Source organism: Roseovarius sp. THAF8, from assembly GCF_009363735.1.
GTDB lineage: Bacteria > Pseudomonadota > Alphaproteobacteria > Rhodobacterales > Rhodobacteraceae > Roseovarius.
In genome coordinates this window covers 1,638,535-1,656,227 of record NZ_CP045410.1, presented here as the reverse complement: position 1 = coordinate 1,656,227, position 17,693 = coordinate 1,638,535, and the positions used below count along the sequence as shown (strand labels likewise).

General features: G+C 64.8%; 22 protein-coding genes. 12 read left to right on the top strand and 10 right to left on the bottom strand.

Translation table 11 applies throughout. From position 1 onward, the window contains the following. Positions 1 to 259: 259 nt before the first annotated feature. The 6 genes from FIU85_RS08095 to FIU85_RS08070 all read left to right on the top strand — a co-directional run bounded on the left by FIU85_RS08095 (position 260) and on the right by FIU85_RS08070 (position 5,705). Positions 260 to 826 (top strand): F0F1 ATP synthase subunit delta, encoded by a 567-nt coding sequence (locus tag FIU85_RS08095; RefSeq protein ID WP_152491220.1) that lies wholly within the window; start codon positions 260 to 262, stop codon positions 824 to 826. Next, entirely contained in the window at positions 827 to 2,365 is a 1,539-nt protein-coding gene (atpA, locus tag FIU85_RS08090) for a F0F1 ATP synthase subunit alpha (RefSeq protein WP_152491221.1), read from the top strand. A gap of 15 nt (positions 2,366 to 2,380) precedes the next feature. Next, a complete protein-coding gene (locus FIU85_RS08085) occupies positions 2,381 to 3,265 on the top strand; it encodes a F0F1 ATP synthase subunit gamma (protein ID WP_152496519.1) in 885 nt (294 codons plus the stop codon). Between the two features lie 20 nt (positions 3,266 to 3,285). Then, positions 3,286 to 4,710, top strand: coding sequence for a F0F1 ATP synthase subunit beta (gene atpD / locus FIU85_RS08080; RefSeq protein WP_152496518.1), 1,425 nt, complete (start codon positions 3,286 to 3,288; stop codon positions 4,708 to 4,710). Positions 4,711 to 4,785: 75 nt separating this feature from the next. Beyond that, on the top strand, positions 4,786 to 5,229 hold the full coding sequence (locus FIU85_RS08075; protein ID WP_152496517.1) for a F0F1 ATP synthase subunit epsilon: 444 nt from the start codon (positions 4,786 to 4,788) through the stop codon (positions 5,227 to 5,229). 125 nt (positions 5,230 to 5,354) lie between these two features. Next, the gene (locus tag FIU85_RS08070) at positions 5,355 to 5,705 is read left to right on the top strand and encodes an H-type lectin domain-containing protein (RefSeq protein ID WP_152491225.1); all 351 of its coding nucleotides are present in this window, start codon (positions 5,355 to 5,357) and stop codon (positions 5,703 to 5,705) included. Between the two features lie 106 nt (positions 5,706 to 5,811). On the opposite strand, the gene FIU85_RS08065 is transcribed toward FIU85_RS08070, so the two are convergent. The 3 genes from FIU85_RS08065 to FIU85_RS08055 all read right to left on the bottom strand — a co-directional run bounded on the left by FIU85_RS08065 (position 5,812) and on the right by FIU85_RS08055 (position 8,472). Further along, positions 5,812 to 6,258 (bottom strand): thioesterase family protein, encoded by a 447-nt coding sequence (locus FIU85_RS08065; RefSeq protein ID WP_152496516.1) that lies wholly within the window; start codon positions 6,256 to 6,258, stop codon positions 5,812 to 5,814. Further along, on the bottom strand, positions 6,258 to 7,418 hold the full coding sequence (locus FIU85_RS08060) for an iron-containing alcohol dehydrogenase (RefSeq protein WP_152496515.1): 1,161 nt from the start codon (positions 7,416 to 7,418) through the stop codon (positions 6,258 to 6,260). Before FIU85_RS08060 ends, FIU85_RS08065 begins: the two co-directional genes overlap by 1 nt. Before the next feature lie 112 nt (positions 7,419 to 7,530). Continuing rightward, positions 7,531 to 8,472 (bottom strand): rhodanese-like domain-containing protein, encoded by a 942-nt coding sequence (locus FIU85_RS08055; protein WP_172978826.1) that lies wholly within the window; start codon positions 8,470 to 8,472, stop codon positions 7,531 to 7,533. Between FIU85_RS08055 and FIU85_RS21955 the strand changes: the two genes are divergently transcribed. The 3 genes from FIU85_RS21955 to FIU85_RS22280 all read left to right on the top strand — a co-directional run bounded on the left by FIU85_RS21955 (position 8,461) and on the right by FIU85_RS22280 (position 9,849). Further along, positions 8,461 to 8,790: a hypothetical protein gene (locus FIU85_RS21955; protein ID WP_172978825.1), complete on the top strand. Its 330-nt coding sequence runs from the start codon at positions 8,461 to 8,463 to the stop codon at positions 8,788 to 8,790. The two genes, FIU85_RS08055 and FIU85_RS21955, sit on opposite strands and share 12 nt — an antisense overlap. Positions 8,791 to 8,822: 32 nt before the next feature. After that, the gene (locus FIU85_RS22285) at positions 8,823 to 9,266 is read left to right on the top strand and encodes a hypothetical protein (protein WP_254703027.1); all 444 of its coding nucleotides are present in this window, start codon (positions 8,823 to 8,825) and stop codon (positions 9,264 to 9,266) included. A 217-nt stretch (positions 9,267 to 9,483) separates the two neighbouring features. Continuing rightward, entirely contained in the window at positions 9,484 to 9,849 is a 366-nt protein-coding gene (locus FIU85_RS22280) for a hypothetical protein (protein WP_254703026.1), read from the top strand. A 295-nt stretch (positions 9,850 to 10,144) separates the two neighbouring features. Here the strand turns inward: FIU85_RS22280 and FIU85_RS08045 are convergent, their stop codons facing one another. Further along, entirely contained in the window at positions 10,145 to 11,161 is a 1,017-nt protein-coding gene (locus FIU85_RS08045; RefSeq protein ID WP_152475786.1) for a ribose-phosphate pyrophosphokinase, read from the bottom strand. A 174-nt stretch (positions 11,162 to 11,335) separates the two neighbouring features. Between FIU85_RS08045 and FIU85_RS08040 the strand changes: the two genes are divergently transcribed. Together FIU85_RS08040 and FIU85_RS08035 are read left to right on the top strand one after the other, a co-directional pair. Continuing rightward, positions 11,336 to 12,142, top strand: a complete 807-nt coding sequence (locus FIU85_RS08040) for an alpha/beta fold hydrolase (protein ID WP_152496513.1) — start codon at positions 11,336 to 11,338, stop codon at positions 12,140 to 12,142. Positions 12,143 to 12,233: 91 nt separating this feature from the next. Next, positions 12,234 to 12,635: a DUF2177 family protein gene (locus FIU85_RS08035; RefSeq protein ID WP_152491231.1), complete on the top strand. Its 402-nt coding sequence runs from the start codon at positions 12,234 to 12,236 to the stop codon at positions 12,633 to 12,635. A 30-nt stretch (positions 12,636 to 12,665) separates the two neighbouring features. On the opposite strand, the gene FIU85_RS08030 is transcribed toward FIU85_RS08035, so the two are convergent. The 3 genes from FIU85_RS08030 to FIU85_RS08020 are packed head-to-tail and all read right to left on the bottom strand — an operon-like array spanning position 12,666 to position 15,105. Further along, positions 12,666 to 13,712, bottom strand: coding sequence for a low specificity L-threonine aldolase (locus FIU85_RS08030; protein WP_152496512.1), 1,047 nt, complete (start codon positions 13,710 to 13,712; stop codon positions 12,666 to 12,668). Then, positions 13,703 to 14,182 carry a YcgN family cysteine cluster protein gene (locus tag FIU85_RS08025; protein ID WP_152496511.1) on the bottom strand — a complete coding sequence of 160 codons (480 nt, stop codon included), beginning with the start codon at positions 14,180 to 14,182 and terminating at the stop codon, positions 13,703 to 13,705. The genes FIU85_RS08030 and FIU85_RS08025 overlap by 10 nt, the downstream gene beginning before the upstream one ends. Beyond that, positions 14,179 to 15,105 carry a bifunctional riboflavin kinase/FAD synthetase gene (locus tag FIU85_RS08020; RefSeq protein ID WP_152496510.1) on the bottom strand — a complete coding sequence of 309 codons (927 nt, stop codon included), beginning with the start codon at positions 15,103 to 15,105 and terminating at the stop codon, positions 14,179 to 14,181. The genes FIU85_RS08025 and FIU85_RS08020 overlap by 4 nt, the downstream gene beginning before the upstream one ends. A gap of 123 nt (positions 15,106 to 15,228) precedes the next feature. Between FIU85_RS08020 and FIU85_RS08015 the strand changes: the two genes are divergently transcribed. Beyond that, positions 15,229 to 15,855, top strand: coding sequence for a glutathione S-transferase family protein (locus FIU85_RS08015; protein ID WP_152496509.1), 627 nt, complete (start codon positions 15,229 to 15,231; stop codon positions 15,853 to 15,855). A 19-nt stretch (positions 15,856 to 15,874) separates the two neighbouring features. Here FIU85_RS08015 and FIU85_RS08010 read toward each other — a convergent pair whose 3' ends face one another. The 3 genes from FIU85_RS08010 to FIU85_RS08000 all read right to left on the bottom strand — a co-directional run bounded on the left by FIU85_RS08010 (position 15,875) and on the right by FIU85_RS08000 (position 17,596). Then, entirely contained in the window at positions 15,875 to 16,057 is a 183-nt protein-coding gene (locus tag FIU85_RS08010) for a hypothetical protein (RefSeq protein WP_152491236.1), read from the bottom strand. A gap of 105 nt (positions 16,058 to 16,162) precedes the next feature. Next, complete coding sequence (locus FIU85_RS08005) at positions 16,163 to 16,606, bottom strand: MaoC family dehydratase (protein WP_057791949.1); 444 nt, start codon at positions 16,604 to 16,606, stop codon at positions 16,163 to 16,165. Positions 16,607 to 16,720: 114 nt separating this feature from the next. Next, positions 16,721 to 17,596, bottom strand: coding sequence for a TIGR01459 family HAD-type hydrolase (locus tag FIU85_RS08000; RefSeq protein WP_152496508.1), 876 nt, complete (start codon positions 17,594 to 17,596; stop codon positions 16,721 to 16,723). Between the last annotated feature and the right edge of the window lie 97 nt (positions 17,597 to 17,693).

Below are 17,693 nucleotides of genomic sequence, written 5' to 3'. Positions count from 1 at the left end.
AAGGAATCGCAAAAAAGCGACGAAAAGTTACGATTTTTGTCGCAATAAAATTGCGCAATCGGTCGCAGACCCCGTAAGCCATTGAAAAGTATAGGCATCCATAGGGGGCTTAGTCCGTCCTGCTAGCTTGCGAGGTTCGGATCGGTCTGCTAAACCGCCCACGAAAATCGGTGTCTCGCAAGTTTCATCGTCTCTAACCACCCCGGGAAGACGGCCTTTGCGCCGTCTTTTGTCGAGCCGGGGTCAAACTATCGGAAGGGTGGACGTGTCCGAACCAGCTTCGATCTCCTCCGGCATTGCCGAGCGCTATGCCACTGCCATTTTCGAGCTTTCCAAAGACGCAAATTCGCTGGACAAGCTTGAATCGAACCTCGCCGATCTTTCCGCCGCGCTCGATGACAGTGCCGATCTGCGCGATCTGATCAGCAGCCCGGTCGTCAGCCGTGACGAGCAGGAGCGCGCCATCACGGCGGTCGCGGACAAGATGGGTCTCGTGCCGGAACTGAAGAACGGTCTTGCGCTGATGGCGCAGAAACGCCGCCTGTTCGTGCTGCCGCAGATGGTGCGCCTGCTGAACGAGCGCATTGCCGATCACAAGGGCGAAGTGACCGCCGAGGTGACCAGTGCCGTCAAGCTGACCGATGCGCAGTCGAAGAAGCTGGCAGAGACGCTGAAGAGCACCGTCGGAAAAGACATCAAGATCAATGCGACCGTCGATGAAAGCCTCATTGGCGGTCTTGTCGTAAAGGTGGGCTCGAAGATGATCGACACGTCGATCCGTTCGCGCCTCAACTCCCTACAGAATGCAATGAAAGAGGTCGGATAAATGGGTATCCAAGCTGCAGAGATTTCTGCGATCCTTAAGGACCAGATCAAGAATTTCGGCCAAGAGGCCGAAGTTGCCGAGGTGGGTCGCGTGCTGTCAGTCGGTGACGGGATTGCCCGTGTGCACGGCCTCGACAATGTGCAGGCCGGTGAGCTGGTGGAATTCCCCGGCAACATCATGGGCATGGCCCTGAACCTTGAGACCGACAACGTCGGTGTGGTGATCTTCGGTTCGGACCGGGACATCAAGGAAGGCGACACCGTCAAGCGCACCAAGTCGATCGTGGACGTGCCGATCGGGGACGAACTCTTGGGCCGGGTCGTGGACGGTCTGGGCAACCCGCTGGACGGCAAGGGCCCGATCAAGACGGAAAAGCGCGGTGTCGCGGACGTCAAGGCGCCGGGCATCATCCCGCGTAAATCGGTGCACGAGCCGATGGCCACCGGCCTGAAATCGGTCGACGCCATGATCCCGATCGGCCGCGGCCAGCGCGAGCTGATCATCGGTGACCGTCAGACCGGCAAGACCGCCGTCGCGCTGGACACGATGCTGAACCAGAAGTCCTATAACGACGCCGCCGGCGACGACGAGGGCAAGAAGCTTTACTGTGTCTATGTCGCCGTGGGTCAGAAACGGTCGACCGTGGCGCAGCTGGTGAAGAAGCTGGAAGAGTCAGGCGCGATGGACTATTCCATCGTCGTGGCCGCCACCGCATCCGACCCCGCGCCGATGCAGTTCCTGGCGCCCTATTCGGCCACCGCCATGGCCGAGCATTTCCGCGACAACGGCCGCCACGCGCTGATCGTCTATGATGACCTGTCGAAACAGGCCGTGGCCTATCGCCAGATGTCGCTGCTGCTGCGCCGTCCGCCGGGCCGCGAAGCGTATCCGGGTGACGTTTTCTACCTGCACTCCCGCCTGTTGGAGCGGTCGGCCAAGCTGAACGAGGACAACGGTTCGGGCTCGCTGACTGCGCTGCCGATCATCGAAACCCAGGGCGGCGATGTGTCGGCGTTCATTCCGACCAACGTGATCTCGATCACCGACGGCCAGATCTTCCTGGAAACCGAGCTGTTCTATCAGGGCATCCGTCCGGCGGTGAACACCGGCCTGTCGGTCAGCCGCGTGGGCTCTTCGGCCCAGACCAACGCGATGAAATCCGTTGCCGGCCCGGTGAAGCTGAGCCTTGCGCAGTACCGTGAAATGGCGGCCTTCGCGCAGTTCGGCTCGGACCTCGACGCGTCGACCCAGCAGTTGCTGAACCGGGGTGAGCGTCTGACCGAGCTGATGAAGCAGCCGCAATATTCGCCGCTGACCAACGCCGAGATCGTCTGCATCATCTATGCGGGCACCAACGGCTACCTCGACAAGATCAAGGTCGATCAGGTCGGACGTTTCGAGGATGGTCTGCTGAACCACATGCGCACCAAGCGCAAGGACGTCCTGGACTGGATCACCAACGAGGATCCCAAGATCAAGGGCGACGCCGAAGACAAGCTCAAGTCGGCCATCGAAGAGTTCGCAGCCGACTTCGGATAAGGGGGTGACGAGGCAATGCCGAGTCTGAAGGACCTAAAAAACAGGATCGAGTCGGTCAAATCGACCCGCAAGATCACCAAGGCCATGCAGATGGTGGCCGCCGCGAAACTGCGGCGGGCCCAGGATGCGGCCGAAATGGCCCGCCCCTATGCCGAGCGGTTCAACGCGGTGATGTCCAAGCTGGCCGCCGCCGCGGGCGACGCCGAGAACGCGCCGCCTTTGCTGCGCGGGACGGGCAAGGACGATGTGCATCTGCTGGTGGTGATGACCGCCGAGCGGGGCCTCTGCGGTGGCTTCAACGCCAACATCGCCAAGCTGGCGCGGAGCGAGATCAACAAGCTGCAATCCAACGGCAAGACCGTGAAGGTCATCACCGTGGGCAAGAAGGGCCGCGACGCGCTGAAGCGCGATTTCTCGGACCTCTTTATCGACCATGTCGATCTGTCTGAGGTGAAGAACGTGGGCTATGCCGACGCGCAGAACGTGGCGCAGAACGTGCTGGACCGCTTTGATGCGGGCGAATTCGACGTCGCCAAGATCTTCTTCTCGGAGTTCGAGAACGTGGTCAGCCAGAAGCCGACGATGCAGCAGGTGATCCCGTTCGAGATCGACGAGGAGGCCGCGGCTGAGAGCGACGAGGCCGGTACGATCTATGATTACGAGCCGGACGAGGACGCGATCCTGCGCGATCTGCTGCCCCGTGGCGTCGCGACGGCGATCTTCAGCGGTCTGCTGGAGAACGGCGCCTCGGAACAAGGCGCACGGATGTCGGCCATGGACAATGCCACGCGCAACGCCGGCGAGATGATCGAGGACCTGACCATCGAGTACAACCGCTCGCGTCAGGCCGTGATCACCAACGAGCTGATTGAAATTATTTCGGGCGCCGAGGCGCTTTAAGAACAACCGGAGAGACGACAATGGCCAAAGCAAAAGGCAAAATCACGCAGGTGATCGGCGCCGTGGTGGACGTGCAGTTCACCGACCACCTGCCGGAAATCCTGAACGCCCTGGAAACCGACAACAACGGCAAGCGCCTGGTTCTGGAAGTGGCCCAGCACCTGGGTGAAAGCACCGTGCGGACCATCGCCATGGACTCGACCGAGGGTCTTGTGCGCGGCCAGGAAGTGACCGACACCGACGGCCCGATCAGCGTGCCGGTGGGCGACGCCACCTTGGGCCGCATCCTGAACGTCATCGGCGAGCCGGTGGACGAGGGCGCGCCGATCAAGGCCAAGGAAACCCGCTCGATCCACCAGCCCGCGCCCGAGTTCGAGGCGCAGTCGACCGAGTCGGAAATCCTGGTGACCGGCATCAAGGTCGTCGACCTGCTGGCGCCTTACGCCAAGGGCGGCAAGATCGGTCTGTTTGGCGGCGCCGGCGTGGGCAAGACGGTTCTGATCATGGAACTGATCAACAACATCGCCAAGGTGCACTCGGGATACTCGGTTTTCGCCGGTGTGGGCGAACGGACCCGTGAAGGCAACGACCTGTATCACGAGATGATCGAGTCGAACGTGATCGACCCCGAGAACCTGGAGAATTCCCAGGTGGCGCTGGTCTACGGCCAGATGAACGAACCGCCGGGCGCGCGTGCCCGTGTGGCGCTGACCGGCCTGACGCTGGCCGAACAGTTCCGCGACCAGTCGGGCACGGACGTTCTGTTCTTCGTGGACAACATCTTCCGCTTTACGCAGGCGGGCTCCGAGGTGTCGGCTCTGTTGGGCCGTATCCCCTCGGCCGTGGGGTATCAGCCGACGCTGGCCACCGACATGGGCGCGATGCAGGAGCGCATCACCTCGACCAAGGCCGGCTCGATCACCTCGATCCAGGCCGTGTACGTGCCCGCGGACGACCTGACCGACCCCGCACCGGCCACGACCTTCGCCCACCTCGACGCCACGACCGTTCTGAGCCGTGCGATTTCGGAGCTGGGCATCTACCCGGCCGTGGACCCGCTCGACTCGAACTCTCGCCTGATGGACCCGCAGATCGTGGGCGAGGAGCATTACAAGGTGGCGCGTGACGTGCAGGGGATCCTGCAACGCTACAAGTCGCTTCAGGACATCATCGCGATCCTCGGCATGGACGAACTGAGCGAAGAGGACAAGCTGACCGTGGCCCGCGCCCGGAAGATCCAGCGGTTCCTCAGCCAGCCCTTCGACGTGGCCAAGGTGTTCACCGGCTCGGACGGCATCCAGGTGCCGCTGGAAGACACGATCGCGTCCTTCAAGGCGGTTGTGGCCGGCGAATACGACCACCTGCCCGAAGGTGCGTTCTACATGGTGGGCGGCATCGACGACGTGAAGGCCAAGGCCGAGAAGATGGCCGCGGACGCCGCATAAGCGTGGGTTTTCACCCACCCTACGGGGTGACCCGCGGGGTGGGCGAGGCTGCTCGCGACAGAAACGGAGGCCAATATGGCTGATACAGTGCAATTCGACCTGGTGAGCCCCGAGCGCCTGCTGGCGTCGGTCGAGGCGACCGAGGTGCAGATTCCGGGCACCGACGGCGACATGACGGCCATGGCCAACCATGCGCCGCTGATCACGACACTGCGCCCTGGCGTGATGCGCGTGTCCGGCCCGGAGGGCGACAAGGAATACGTCGTCACCGGCGGCTTTGCCGAGATCAACGCCGATTCCATCTCGGTGCTGGCCGAACGCGCGCTGCCGCGCGAGGACATGACGCAGGACGAGTTCCAGAAGATGGTCGATGAGGCCACCGACCGGCTGGCCAAGGCGCAGGAGACGTTCGTCAACGAGCCCGGCCCGGTGGACGACGCGGCGAAGCTGCTGTCCGACATGGTGGCGATGGGCGACCAGATCGGCCTGTCGACCCCCTCGAAAGTGCCTGCCCCCTGACGGTGCGGCGGCTGCTGGCGAATTTCCGGAAAGGGCCCACGAATGTCGGGCCCTTTTCCTTTTTGTTTCGCATTTTCGCCGAAAAGCGATAGTAGAACCAATGGCGTGAGGGCGCGTGGCGGTAAATGAAGTATCTTGTCAATCAGACCATCGGAATCGAGCAGGGCGATGATGTCCTGTTCTCGGATTACGAGGATGGCGGCGAGATGTGGACCGGCACCGGCGCCCGCGAACGTCGCCGCAAGGTGACATTCGGGACCGCTTTCAAGGAGCCGCCCTCGGTGCATGTCAGCCTGTCGATGTGGGACATGGACAGCGCACGCAACGCCCGCGCCGATGTCACCGCCGAGAACGTGGCGGCGACGGGGTTCGACGTGGTTTTCCGCACGTGGGGCGACACCCGCGTGGCCCGCGCCCGGATCCGCTGGATGGCAATCGGCGCCGTCCCGCACGAGGACGACTGGCAGCTCTACTGAAGCGCTTCCTGCCTCCGGCCGGAGGATTGCCGTCCGAGCACCACCACCGACAGGCGACGTAGGGTTGGTCTCGCGGTCGTCTTGGTCAGAGCGCCGCAAGGTCACTTCATGCAACGTCTTTCATCAAGCTTTCGAACGCGGCGCGCCGGTCCGCTTCGATAGGAACGGGGCGGCGGGTCGCGCGGTTGACATAGACATGTACGAAGAACCCTTCGGCTGCGGCCTGCGGCTCTTCGTTGCGGAACAGGGAAACCTCGTAGCGGATCGAACTGGTTCCCAGCCGCGCCACCCGCAGCCCGGCCGTCACCCTGTCGGGGAAACTGAACTCGCTGTGGTACCGGCACCCGGTTTCGACGACCAGGCCGAACGTCTCGCTGTGCCGCGGGTCCAGCAGGCCCCGGTCGATCAGCCACCCGTTTACGGCGGTATCGAACAGCGAATAATGGACGGCGTTGTTCACGTGCCCGTAGGCGTCATTGTCCATCCATCGGGTCTGAATCGGATAGAAGTCGACGTAATCGCTTCGCTGTGCAGGCGGCGCCCTGTCCGCCATCACCAGGCCGCCGTGTAAATGTCGAGCGCGTCCTGCTCGGTGACCTCGCGCGGATTGTTCATCAGCAGGCGGGTCTGTATCATCGCGTCCGAGGCCATCTTGGCCAGCGCGGTTTCGGGGATGTCCACATCGCGCAGGCGGGTGGGCATCTGCAAGCGCCGCGACAGGTTGGCCAAGGCCTCGATCAGGGCCGCGCAGCGGGCCTCGGGGTCCGTGATCCCGGCAAGGTCCGGAAAGGCATCTGCCGCGATTTCGGCGTAGATATCGTGGGCCGCCGGGGCGTTGAAGCGCAGGACATGCGGCAACACCAGCGCGTTCGAGAGCCCGTGCGGAACATGGAAGGTGCCGCCGATCGGATAGGCCAACGCATGGACGGCGGCGACCGGGGAATTGGCGAATGCCTGCCCGGCAAGCATCGAGCCCAGCATCATGGCGCCGCGGGCGTCGATATCCTGGCCGTCGAACACGGCGGTTTCGATATTGGCGCCCAGAAGTTGCAGTGCCTGGCGGGCCTGCATCCTTGATATGGGATTGTTGTTCGCGGAGGTGGAGGCATAGGCTTCGATCGCATGGACCATGGCGTCGACGCCGGTGGCCGCGGTGATCGGTGCCGGCAGGCTGAGGGTCAGGTCCGGATCGAGCACGGCGGCGTCGGGCAGGATCACCGGAGACGACACGCCGCGTTTCTCGCCCTCGCCGACGGTGAAGATCGAGACCGGGGTCACCTCGGAGCCGGTGCCGGCGGTCGTCGGCACCAGGACCAGCGGCAGCCGCGGTCCCTTGGCCTGACCCACGCCCCAGGCGGCGTCGATATCCTCGTCGGAGCCCAGGAGCAGCGCCGCAAGCTTGGCGACATCCAGCGACGAGCCGCCGCCGAAGCCGATCACCAGGTCCACCTCGGCAGCGCGGCCGTCATCCCGGGCGGCCATCAGGGTGGCGAGCGAGGGGTCTGCTTCGACCTCGCTGAACACCGTGACGTGCAGGCCGGCGTCCCGCAGCGCGGAAAGCGTCCCGTCGCAAAGCCCGTGCCGGATCAGCCCCGGATCGGTGACGAAAAGGCAGGCGCCGGCGCCGCGGACGGGCGCGAGTTCCGCGATCCGGGACGCGCTGCCGGACCCGAAGGTGATATTGGTCGTGGTGTTGTAGGCAAATGGGGTCATGGTCAGTCAACTTTGAAATTTGGGGCGGGCAGCGCCACGCGGTGGCTGCCCCTTGGGACACGTGCCGGGGGAGGCGCGCGCACGGACCTGCGCGCCGCGCCTTCGGAGACCGTCAGCCTGCCGGGTGCAAGGGGCGGAACGCGACAGTGTCCCGGGCCACTTTCTCGGTCAGGTCGATTTGCCAGTCAAGGTAGTCGAGGGCTGCCTGTTTCTCGGCCCCGGCATCGGCCAGCTTGTAGGGTTTGTACCAGACATCGTCGATCGGCCCGACCGGGCGCTGCATTCCGGTTTCCAGCGGCTGGCCTTCGGGCTGCCACGCGTCGACGCCACCGTCGAGCAGCCGGACCTCGGTGCCAAGGGATGCGGCGATCTCTGGCGCGGCGAGCCGCAGAATAGCCTTGTCCGGTCCGTAGAGCACCACCGGCGCGGTGCCGGCGGCGTCGCTCAGTTCGGCGCGCAATGCGGCCTCGCGGCCGCGCACCATCCACAGCGCGCCCGGTATGTGGCCGGCGCGATACTGCACCGAGGTGGAGAGGTCGAGGACATGCGGCGCCCCGGGCCCGGCCAGTTCCGCCGCCAGGTCCCGGGTGGAGAGTGTCTGGACATCGGGCAGGTCGAGCCCGGCGATATCGGGGGCCGCCGTTTCGGTCGCATCCGGCGCGGGATCGAGCACTTGGACCTCGCACTGGGCGATCTGCGCCAGCCATGAGGCCGTCATCACCGCGCGCAGCATCAGCGGGTCGGTGAGAACCACCACGGCATTGCGGACGGCCACATATTCGTCCATCGCCTGCACGAGCTGTCCCCCGGGGGCGTTGAGCGCGCCCGGGACGTGACCGGCGGCGTAATCCTCGGGGGTGCGGACGTCGAACAGGTAGATGTTGCGATCCCGAGCCTCGCGCATCTGCGTCAGCCGCTCGGGGCCGAGGGTCTCGACATCGAATTGACGGGCGAGTTCGCCGGCGCGGGCCAGGGTCATGTCGGGCGCCGGCGGGTCGGCGCGGCGGGTGGCGCCCGTCTCGACCTGGAACCCGGCGGCGCCATGGGCCAGCACCTGCTTTGCCCCGAAGCGGTGGATTACCTGAAACGCAACGACTTTACCGTCGTCACCTGGACCTCTGCCCCCGGCGACTGGAAGCCGCCACATATCCACTGGACCGAAGGCGCGTTCGAGGCGCTCGAACGAAACGACTGGACCGTGCTCGTGCTGCACGACCGCTTTATCGCCCCGCAGCTCGACGTGCTTGCAGGTTTCTGCGACCGGGTCGAAGCGTTGGGGATCGAGTTCGTACAGGATTTTCCTGCTCGCTGCCTGCCCATCGAAAACGGTCAGGCGCACGACATCGCCGAGGAAATCAGCGCGATCGCGTGACGCCTCAACCGCTCAAACACAGGATTTATCCCATGTATGACAGCCTATTCCCCACCAGCCTCGTGGGCAGCTACCCGCAACCGGACTGGCTGATCGACCGCGAGAAACTCCGTTCCAAGGGGCCGCCGCGTGTCCGCGACACGTCGCTATGGAAGATGGCCGAGGCCGATTTGACCGAGGCGCAGGACGCCGCCACGCGGCTGGCCATTCTGGACCAGGAAGAGATCGGGCTCGATATCGTCACCGACGGCGAGGTGCGTCGCGAAAGCTACTCCAACCATCTCGCCACGTCGCTGGACGGGCTCGACCTGGAAAACCCCGGCACCAAGACCGGGCGCAGCGGGCGGCCCATGGTGGTGCCGCCCGTCGTCGGACCCATCCAGCGCCGCGAGCCGGTCATGGACCGCGAAGCCGTCTTCCTTCGCAAGCACAGCAAGCGGCTTACCAAGATGACCCTGCCAGGTCTTTCACCATGACGATGCAGGCCCTCAATGAGCATTACGAGGATGACGCCGCGCTCGCGATGGCCTATGCCGACATGTTGCGCGAGGAGATCGCCGACATATTTGCCGCCGGCGTCGACATCGTGCAGCTGGATGAACCCTACATGCAGGCCGAACCGGAAGCGGCCCGCGCCTTTGCCATCCCGGCCATCAATCGTGCGCTCCAGGGCGCGGCCGTACGGCGATCCACATGTGCTTTGGCTATGCCTACATCATGGACCAGGCCAAGCCCCAGGGCTATTCGTTCCTGCGTGAACTCGAAGAGTGTTCTGCCGACGAGCTGTCGATCGAGGTCGCGCAGCCGGGCCTCGACCTGTCGCTGATCGAGGACATGAAAAAGGGCTTCCTGATCGGCGCTTTGGACCTTGGACGCGAGACAGCGGAAACCCCTGAAGAGGTCCGCGACAGGCTGATCGCCGCCACAGAGCGCATCCCGGCCGCCAATATCGTGGCGGCACCCGATTGCGGGATGAAATACCTTCCGGTCGATCTGACCAGGGCGAAGCTGTCGGCATTGGTGGAAGGCGCGGCCATGGCGCGTTCGATTCACACCTGATCGCAGTGTCGATGCCGACACGGAAGGTCAGTTGCAAACGCCCCCGTGCCGGACCCCCTCTCTTGTCAAACCGCCCCGAACTGTCCCATCGGCGCGGACGTCAGACATGACACGACAAGGATACCCCGTGGGCGGGGATATTTTCCGCCAGAAGAAGACGCGCGGACATGCCTTTTCCTCTGGCCCCAAATATCCCGGATCGGCATTGTCGCGCCATTGGTCCGAGAGACAATGGCGACGGGCTGGCCCCAATCAAAAAAATAGAGCGTGGCGCAGCCACTCGATTTGATTGCGGTCAGGTGCCGAACTGGCCTTCGTAGATGGGCTCCAGCGTCGGGGTCTCGAAGAGCGACGAGACGGACGTGCCGTTCCAGATGTTCAGGATCGCCTGGGCGAAGACCGGCGCGGTGGGGATGATGCGGATGTTGGGGGTGTTCTTGACCGCCTCGGTGGGCTGGATCGTGTCGGTGATGACCATGGATTTCAGCACCGAGCCGGTGATCCGCTCGACCGCCGGACCGGACATGACGCCGTGGGTGGTGTAGGCGTGCACCTCGCGCGCGCCGTTGTCCATCAGGTGCTGGGCCGCCTTGCACATGGTGCCGGCGGTGTCGCACATGTCGTCGACGATCACGCAGATCTTGTCGGTGACTTCGCCGATCACGGTCATCTCGGCCACTTCGCCGGCTTTCTCGCGGCGCTTGTCGACGATGCTGAGGGGCGCGTTGATCCGCTTGGCCAGTTCGCGGGCGCGGGCCACGCCGCCGACGTCGGGCGAGACGATCATCACGTCGTCGAGATGGTCGCGGAACTGGGTCATCACGTCCAGCGCGAAGACCGGCGAAGCATAGAGGTTGTCGACGGGGATGTCGAAGAAGCCCTGGATCTGGGCCGCGTGCAGGTCCATGGTCAGGACCCGTTCGATGCCGGCCTCGACGATCATGTTGGCCACCAGCTTGGCCGAGATGGGCGTGCGGGCCTTGGTGCGGCGGTCCTGCCGGGCGTAGCCGAAATAGGGGATCACCGCGGTGATGCGCTTGGCCGAGGAGCGACGCAGCGCGTCGGACATGATCAGCAGTTCCATCAGGTTGTCGTTGGCCGGGTTCGAGGTGGGCTGGATGATGAACATGTCCTCGCCGCGCACGTTCTCGAACACCTCGACGAAGATCTCGCCGTCGTTGAAACGTTCGACGCGGGCATCGACGAGCCCGACATTGACGCCGCGATGCATGGACATGCGGCGCGAGACGGCTGTGGCCAACGGCATGTTGGCGTTGCCGGAAATGAGCTTCGGCTCGTGAGTGACTGACATGTGAAAGGGTCCCCGGGTGGTCGATCTTGACAGATTCGTGACGTTGACACCGATTAGCATGGGTGGCACGTCTGGCAAAGACATGCATTGGGCGAGGGTGCCGAATGCCGCGAAAGGCCCAAGAAATGAGACGCACCCTGCCGCATTTCCCCGCAGAGCCCTATGTGACACGCGATGCCTGAGGCGTTGAAAGCCGGGTTTCCGACCTATTGGACGACGTTCGGGCAAGGGCCGCAGCCGGCACTGGCCATTCACTGCTCGCTGGCGCATTCGGGCAGTTGGGGGGCGTTGGCGCGGCATCTGTCGGGGGCGCTGACGCTGACCGCGTTCGACATGCCGGGGCACGGGCGCAGCGGCGCCTGGGACGGGCGCGGCGAGATCCAAGAAATGACGGCGGAGATCGCCGCCGATCTGCTGGACGGCCCGGCGCATGTGATCGGACATTCCTTTGGCGCGACGGTGGCGCTGCGGCTGGCGGTGATGCGGCCCGAGCTGGTGCGGTCGCTGGTGCTGATCGAGCCGGTGTTCTTTGCCGTGGCGCTGGCGGATTGTCCGGAGATGCGGGACGGCTTCGAGGTACAGATGGCCGGTTTCGCGAACGGCATGCGGGCGGGAGACCCGGAGGCGGCGGCGCGCGGGTTCCTGCATGTCTGGGGCAATGGTACGGAGTGGGAGAGCCTGAGCGCGACGGAACGGAAGCGGCTGGCGGGGCAGATGCACCTGGTAGAGGCCGGGCATCCGGCGTTATACGAGGATGCGGGCGCGATGCTGGCGCCTGGAGTGTTGCAGAATGTGTCGCAGCCGGTGCTGCTGATCGAGGGAAGCGACTCGCCGGACATCATCAGTGTGATCGACGACGGTCTGGCCTCGCGCCTGCCGCGGGCCAGACGGGCGGTGATCGCGGGGGCGGGCCACATGGCGCCGCTGACCCACGCGCGGCAGGTGGGCGCGGAAATCCTGCGGTTCCTGGGAAACATCTGAGACGGACCGTGCCGGAGCGGCCGATCGCCCTATCTGCCATACAGGACAGGACCGGCGCGCCACGTTGCGGCCTGATGAGCAGGAGACATGCATGACCATCGCCATTCTTTACGTCGTCACCTTCGCGGTGTTCCTCGGGTTGGACTACATCGGGCTGAGCTATATCGTGAAGCCGACTTTCGAGCGGGACATCAAGGGTTTGCTGCTGGACAGCCCGCGGCTGGGGCCTGCCGTTGCCTTTTACGCGTTCTACGTGGTCTGCCTTTTGTGGTTCGTGAGCTGGCCCGCGATGAAACAGGAAAACAGCCTGCTGTGGGTGTTCGGATCGGCTGCACTGATCGGCGCGATGGCCTATGGTACTTACGAATTCACGAACCTCGCCACGCTGAAGGACTGGACCTGGCGGATGGTGGCCACCGACCTGACATGGGGCACATTGCTGACGGGAGCGGCCGCGACCGTGGGGGTCGCAGTGGCCCGGTGGGCGGCGTGATCTGCGCGCCGGGCCGGAGGGCCCGTCGCGTCAGTCGCGAGCGAGGGACAGGAACGCGTCGATCTCCTGCTCGGTGATTGACCAGTCGCAGACCAGGCGCATCAGCAGCGGTTCGTGCGGATCACCGGTCTCCAGCGGCCCGTCGTAGAGGCCATAGACGGCGCCGCCGGCCTTCAGTCGCTGGTGCGTGGCGCGGGGCAGGGTGGCGAAGATCATGTTGGCCTGCGGTTCGGCCTCGAAGCTGCAACCGGGCAGGTAGCGCAGGCCCTCGGCCAGCCGCGCGGCGCGGGCGTTTGCGGCCTGCGCGGCGCGCAACCAGGCACCGTCCTGCAGATAGCCCAGCATCTGGGCGGCAAGGTAGCGGTGCTTTGAAAAGAGGTGTCCGGCGCGCTTGCGGCGCAATTCCACTTCCCAAGACTTGTCCGGGTCGAAGACGACCAGCGCCTCCACTCCGAGGCAGCCGTTCTTGCTGGCGCCGAAGGAAACGGCGTCGATCCCCGCGGCGTGACTCATCTGGGCCGGCGAGCAGCCGAGCGCGGCGCAGGCATTGGCGAAGCGGGCGCCGTCGAGATGTACGGGCAGGTCGTGGCCGTGCGCCACGTCGCAGATCGCGCGCAGTTCCTCCAGCGTGTAAAGATGGCCGCGTTCGGTCACCTGGGTCAGTGAGACCGGCCCGGGTTGGGATGTGTGCACGTCGCCGGCGGGCAGGGCGGCGATGGCAGCGGCAAGGTCGTCGGCGCTCATCTTGTCGCCGGTGCCGACCGGAGTCAGCCGCGCGCCGCCGGTGTAGAACTCGGGGGCGTGGCATTCATCGACGAGGATATGCGCCAGTGGCGTGCAAAAGGCAGTCTGCCACGGCTGGGCGAAGCTGGCGAGGGCGATGGCGTTGGCTGCCGTGCCCGTACCGACGAAATGCACCGCCGCGCCGGGCGCCTCGAAGAGGTCGCGGACGGCGTTCTGCGCCGCCTCGGTCAGCGGGTCAGCCCCGTAGGAGGGCACGTGTCCTTCGTTGGCGCGGGTGAGCGCCTCGATCACTTCGGGCAGGGCGGGGCCGGTGTTGTCGGAGCCTAGTCGCATCCCAGTGGTTCCTCTATCAGATGCTCTTCCCACTCGTCCTCGGGGATCTCGAATTCGGGCAGGGTGGCGTTTTGCACCGAAATTCCGGCGGCGTGCACGCTGTCGGGTGTGCCGGAGATGAGCGGGTGCCAGTCGTAGAGCGGCTTGCCGGTCCAGAGGAGCTTGTAGGCGCAGGTTTCGGGCAGCCAGTAGAGGCTTTTCTCGATGGTCTTGGGCGAGAGCGAGATGCATTCGGGCACGAACTGGTGCCGGATGTCGTAATTCGCGCAGCGGCAGGTGCTGTCGTCGAACAGGCGGCAGGCGATGCGGGTCAGGGCGACCTCACCGGTGTCCTCGTCCTCGAGCTTGTTGAGGCAGCATTTTCCGCACCCGTCGCAGAGCGCTTCCCATTCCTTTTGCGTCATGCGGTCCAGCGGCACGGTTTCCCAGTAGCGCGGGCGCAGGCCGGAGCGGTCGATGGGGTCGGTCATAGGGCGGCCAGCACCGCGCGGGCGCGGTCGCAATCGGCGTCCATCTGGGCGATGAAGGCCTCGAGGCTGTCGAAGGTTTCCTCGGGGCGAAGGTATTCGACGAGGGCCACCGAGAGATCGGCACCGTAGAGGTCGCCGGAGAAATCGAAGAGGAAGGTCTCGATATTGGGGACTTCGCCCTGGAACATCGGGCGCACGCCGAGGGAGGCGGCACCGTGGTAGTGGCCTTTGTGCGGGCCGTCGAGCACGTCGACCAGCACGGCGTAGACGCCGAAGCGGGGCGGGTGCAGCCCTTCGATGGACATGTTGGCGGTGGGATAGCCCATGTCGCGGCCGCGTTGTTCGCCGCCGATCACAGGCCCGTCGATGCGGTGCCAGTGGCCCAGCATGGCGGCGGCGTCGCGCGGGCGGCCTTCGGAGAGGGCGTCGCGGATGGCGGTGGAGGAGACCTGGCCATCATCGCCTTCGAGCAGCGTGGCGATGGTGACGTCGAAGCCCATGTCCTGCCCGAAGCGCTGAAGATCGGCGGAATTGCCGGCGCGGCCCTTGCCGAAGCAGAAATCGGCGCCGACGACCACGTGGGTCAGGCCAAGCCCGTCGGCGATGACGTTGCGGGCGAACTCCTCGGGCGTGAGGCTGGCGAGGGAGGCGTTGAAGTTGAGCTCGTAGAGCCGTTCGACGCCCAGCTTGGCGAGGCGGTTGGCGCGCGCCTCGTGGCCCATCAGGCGAAAGGGGGGTGCGTCGGGGGCGAAATACTCGCGCGGGTGCGGCTCGAACGTGAGCACGCCCAGGGGGCCGTCGCCCTTGCGGGCCAGGTCGATCACCGACTGGTGGCCCAGGTGCACACCGTCGAAATTGCCGATGGCGACGGAGGCGCCCCGGTCCTGGGGATCAATGAAGGTGTAATCGCGGATGATGCGCATGGCGCAGGGGTAGCCGGATGCGGGGGGGTGATCAAGAGGCGGTGCCGCGGATTGCCCGCGGCAAGCAACGGAAGGCGTCCTGATGCGTTGATGCAGCAGCAACTGAATGAATGGAGACGAGAAATGGCCGACAAACCCGTGCTCTACGGTTTCAACGGATCGACCTATGTGCGGACAGCGCGCATGGTGCTGATGGATAACGAGGTCGATTACGACCAGGTGCATGTGAACGTGCTGGAAGGCGAGCCCAAGCAGCCCGAGCACCTTAAGCGGCATCCGTTCGGCAAGGTGCCGGTGATGGATATCGACGATATGCGCCTGCGCGAGTGCGACGCAATCTGCCGCTATATTGACGAAACGGGCAAGGGGCCGAGCCTTCAGCCGGACGATCCCAAGACGCGGGCGAAGATGAACGAGGCGATCAGCGTTTTCACCAGCTATGGGTACGACGCGCTGATGGGGGCGGCAGGCTATCACCTGTTTCCCGAGCTGATCGGCGGCAGGAATGACGACGCGCTGTCGAAAAGCCTTGCGGATTCGCAGACGCTGAACGCGTTGCTGATGGACTGGGCCGATCCGTTCATCTGCGGCAAGGAGGCGACGCTGGCGGACTACATGCTGGCGCCGATGATCTATTACCTGTCTCTGACGCCAGAGGCCGACAACATCATCACCGGCAAGCTGGCGCGGTGGTGGGCCGCGGTGCAGGAGATCGAAAGCTTCAAGGCGACCGAGCCCGATATGGGCTGATCGCCCTTAGGCGCGTGCCTCAGGTCTGGCTGGGGCCGCGCCGTTGCGAGACGGCCTGGCGGATCGCGGCCCAGTTCTCGGCCTCGGACTTGCGTCCGGCATCTTGCGACTCGCGCATCTTGCGGGCGGCTTCGGCCTCGGCCTTGGGGCCGTGGGCGCTGAGCAGGGCGCGGGCGTATTCGGCTGTCTGGATTGCATCCATCGGTTGGGTCCTCCCTATGGTTGTGCGGTACCTCAACGCATCATACACGATTCGTGTTCCGGATGTGTGACGCGGCCGTGCATGTGCAGGGCGGGTGCGGGTCGCTCAGTCGAACTTGCCGGTCGGGGCCAGCACGGTCGCTTCGCCCACCAGAACCTTCTTGCCATCGACGAGACAGCGGGTTTCCAGCGTAACGCGGCGCTTGGCGTAGTCGATGGCGATCACCTCGACCTCGGCCTCGACCATGTCGCCGGGGCGCACGGGGGCGAGGAATTTCAGGGTCTGGCCCATGTAGACGGTGCCATGCCCCGGAAGCTGTTCGCCGATCACCGCAGAGATCAGCCCGGCGGTGAGCATCCCGTGGGCGATGCGGCCCTCGAAGATGGTATCGCGGGCGTAGTCGTCGTCCATGTGCACCGGGTTATGGTCGGTCGAGACCTCGGCGAACATGCGGATATCCTCGTCGGTCACCACTTTGCGCAGCGACCGGGTCATTCCCATTTCGATCTCTTCGATCGTGATCGTTCCGCGCGGCATGTTGTCCAACATCAGACCCTCCATTTCCACCTGCGCCCGCATTGGGTGCGCAATAAATAACACCATACGATAGGTAAGGTTGCAACTTTATTACTTTGCAGGCGCAGAAAATCAAGGGTTAATTTATTACCGCAGCTTGCCGATGGCGTAGGTGGGCGAGGACATTTCCTTTTGCAGATAGGCGGTTAGCGCATCCGGGTCGGGCTGGTGCGACGTTTTGGTTTCCTCGGCCGCCAGCCCGCCGGTGATGAAGAGAGAATCGATGTCCTCGCCGGTGGCGCCCTGGATGTCGGTGGCGATTCCGTCGCCGATGGCGAGAATGCCGTCGCTGGAGATATCCTTGCCCAGGGCCGCCAGGCGGCGGCGGGCGAGGTCGTAGATCGGCGGGTGCGGCTTGCCGAAATAGAGGCTTTCGCCGCCCATGTCCGTATACAGCCGGGCGAGCGCGCCCGCGCACCATTCGCGCACATCGCCACGATCGACAATGATATCGGGGTTGGCGCAGAGCAGTTTCAGGCCTTTCTGCTTGGCATAGAGGAAATCGGCGCGGTTCGTGTCGGGATCGGCCATCGGGTCGTTGGGGCCGCAGCAGACGATGCCCTCGGCCTCCTTGAGGTCGACCCTTTCGATCTCGACGGGATCGTCGATCACCTCCAAGGGCTCGAAAAAGCCGGCGTCACGCTCCCATTCGCCCATGAACCAGACCTTGCGGCCGACCATGCCGCGATACATCGCGGCGCGGGCGCTGTCGCCGGAGGTGGCGATGGCGTCGTAGCAGGCGGGGGGCACGCCGAAGCTGTCGAGCTGGGATTCGACGCCGGCGCGGGGCTTGGGAGAGTTCGTGACAAGCACCACCGTCCCGCCATCGGCGCGATAGGTCATCAGCGCCTCGACCGCCTCGGGGTAGGCGGTGACGCCGTTATGCACGCAGCCCCAAAGGTCGACGAAGAGCGCGTCGTAATTGCCGGAAATGTCGGAGAGGGAATTGATGATCTGGGTCACTGCGATACGGGCCTTTCGCGTCGGGTGCGTCGAAAGCGGTATGCCAGTGGCGGGGCTGTTTGACCAGCGGGGTTTCGGCCCGGTTATGCGGGCCGAA

Excerpts from the sequence above, each read along its gene's own strand:
- FIU85_RS08045 (WP_152475786.1), bottom strand. The coding sequence starts at position 11,161 with ATGTCAGTCACTCACGAGCCGAAGCTCATTTCCGGCAACGCCAACATG.
- FIU85_RS08005 (WP_057791949.1), bottom strand. The coding sequence starts at position 16,606 with ATGTTGGACAACATGCCGCGCGGAACGATCACGATCGAAGAGATCGAA.
- atpD (WP_152496518.1), top strand. The coding sequence starts at position 3,286 with ATGGCCAAAGCAAAAGGCAAAATCACGCAGGTGATCGGCGCCGTGGTG.
- FIU85_RS08040 (WP_152496513.1), top strand. The coding sequence starts at position 11,336 with ATGCCTGAGGCGTTGAAAGCCGGGTTTCCGACCTATTGGACGACGTTC.
- FIU85_RS08025 (WP_152496511.1), bottom strand. The coding sequence starts at position 14,182 with ATGACCGACCCCATCGACCGCTCCGGCCTGCGCCCGCGCTACTGGGAA.
- FIU85_RS08065 (WP_152496516.1), bottom strand. The coding sequence starts at position 6,258 with ATGGCGGACAGGGCGCCGCCTGCACAGCGAAGCGATTACGTCGACTTC.
- FIU85_RS21955 (WP_172978825.1), top strand. The coding sequence starts at position 8,461 with ATGGGCCAGCACCTGCTTTGCCCCGAAGCGGTGGATTACCTGAAACGC.
- atpA (WP_152491221.1), top strand. The coding sequence starts at position 827 with ATGGGTATCCAAGCTGCAGAGATTTCTGCGATCCTTAAGGACCAGATC.
- FIU85_RS08010 (WP_152491236.1), bottom strand. The coding sequence starts at position 16,057 with ATGGATGCAATCCAGACAGCCGAATACGCCCGCGCCCTGCTCAGCGCC.
- FIU85_RS22285 (WP_254703027.1), top strand. The coding sequence starts at position 8,823 with ATGTATGACAGCCTATTCCCCACCAGCCTCGTGGGCAGCTACCCGCAA.
- FIU85_RS08060 (WP_152496515.1), bottom strand. The coding sequence starts at position 7,418 with ATGACCCCATTTGCCTACAACACCACGACCAATATCACCTTCGGGTCC.
- FIU85_RS08015 (WP_152496509.1), top strand. The coding sequence starts at position 15,229 with ATGGCCGACAAACCCGTGCTCTACGGTTTCAACGGATCGACCTATGTG.
- FIU85_RS22280 (WP_254703026.1), top strand. The coding sequence starts at position 9,484 with ATGTGCTTTGGCTATGCCTACATCATGGACCAGGCCAAGCCCCAGGGC.
- FIU85_RS08075 (WP_152496517.1), top strand. The coding sequence starts at position 4,786 with ATGGCTGATACAGTGCAATTCGACCTGGTGAGCCCCGAGCGCCTGCTG.
- FIU85_RS08020 (WP_152496510.1), bottom strand. The coding sequence starts at position 15,105 with ATGCGCATCATCCGCGATTACACCTTCATTGATCCCCAGGACCGGGGC.
- FIU85_RS08085 (WP_152496519.1), top strand. The coding sequence starts at position 2,381 with ATGCCGAGTCTGAAGGACCTAAAAAACAGGATCGAGTCGGTCAAATCG.
- FIU85_RS08030 (WP_152496512.1), bottom strand. The coding sequence starts at position 13,712 with ATGCGACTAGGCTCCGACAACACCGGCCCCGCCCTGCCCGAAGTGATC.
- FIU85_RS08035 (WP_152491231.1), top strand. The coding sequence starts at position 12,234 with ATGACCATCGCCATTCTTTACGTCGTCACCTTCGCGGTGTTCCTCGGG.
- FIU85_RS08070 (WP_152491225.1), top strand. The coding sequence starts at position 5,355 with ATGAAGTATCTTGTCAATCAGACCATCGGAATCGAGCAGGGCGATGAT.